A 1,237-nucleotide genomic window follows, 5' to 3' on the forward strand; every position below is an offset into this window, starting at 1 on the left:
AGTTCTGCAGGATCACGCAAGTGTGCCGCGCTTGTTGCGCGAGAGATCGACGCCCAGCTGCTTGAGCTTGCGGTACAGGTGGGTGCGCTCCAGCCCGGTCTTCTCGGCCACGCGGGTCATGCTGCCGTTCTCGCGGGCGAGGTGGAACTCGAAGTAGCTTTTCTCGAAGGCGTCGCGGGCCTCGCGCAGCGGGCGGTCCAGATCGAAGCTCTGCTCCGACTGGGGGCCCAGCTCCACCGGCATCGGCACGGGCAGGCCCATGCCGCCGGTCATGGCGGCCTCCACGGTCAGCCCGGGTTCGGCGCGGAAGATGCCGTTGCCGGCCACGGGCGACAGGCCGGACGCCGGCGGGGCCTTGGGCACGGCGCGGGCCAGGGCCTGCTCCACCGCGCGCAGCAGCTTCTGCAGCGTGATGGGCTTTTCGAGGAAGGCCATGGCACCGAACTTGGTGGCTTCGACCGCGGTGTCGATGGTGCCGTGGCCGCTCATCATGACCACCGGCATGTTCAGCAGGCCGGTGGCGCCCCACTCCTTGAGCAGGGTGATGCCGTCGACATCGGGCATCCAGATGTCGAGCAGCACCAGATCGGGCCGCATGCGCTCGCGGGCCGCGCGGGCCTGGGCAGCGTTTTCCGCCAACTCGACGCTGTGGCCTTCGTCGGTCAGGATTTCCGAGAGCAGGGCACGGATGCCCATCTCGTCGTCGACTACAAGTATCGTTGCCATGGAGGTCGCGTCAGGAGCCGTTCACGGGTGGGTTGGCCGCGGGAGGTCCTGCAGGATCCTTCTGTTCAGTGATGCCCGAAAATGATAGCGAAACCTGGGCCCCGCCTGCTGCGCCGCTGCCGCCTTCATCCGGCGGAAGGTTGACGATGCGCACACGGGCCCCATGTTCGTCAGCGATCTTCTTCACCACCGCCAAGCCCAGGCCAGTGCCCTTGCTCTTGGTGGTGACATAGGGTTCGAAGGCGCGGTTGAGCACCTTCTCGCTGAAACCCGGCCCATTGTCCGACACTTTCAGGCGCACCAGCGGCGCCCCCCCTTCTTGGGCATGCAAGACCTCGGTTTCGAGGCAGACGCGGGCATGTTCCTGGGCCTCCACCGCGTCCAGCGCGTTCTGCACCAGGTTGTGGATGACCTGACGCAGCTGGGTGGGGTCTCGGGCCACCANGGGCAGCGCANGGGCGCAGCGGGCGATGAGCCGCCCTTTTCTCTGCTGCTCGCCGTACAGGCCAGC

At 67.2% G+C, this 1,237-nt stretch carries 2 protein-coding genes; both read right to left on the bottom strand.

All coding sequences use genetic code 11. The features are described from left to right. Positions 1-12: 12 nt before the first annotated feature. Positions 13-726, bottom strand: coding sequence for a response regulator (locus I73_RS14430; RefSeq protein ID WP_022981264.1), 714 nt, complete (start codon positions 724-726; stop codon positions 13-15). 10 nt (positions 727-736) lie between these two features. Then, on the bottom strand, positions 737-1,237 hold a 501-nt coding region (locus tag I73_RS28020; RefSeq protein ID WP_040500388.1), incomplete at its 5' end, for a PAS domain-containing sensor histidine kinase.

The organism is Ideonella sp. B508-1 (genome assembly GCF_000333615.1).
GTDB lineage: Bacteria > Pseudomonadota > Gammaproteobacteria > Burkholderiales > Burkholderiaceae_C > Ideonella.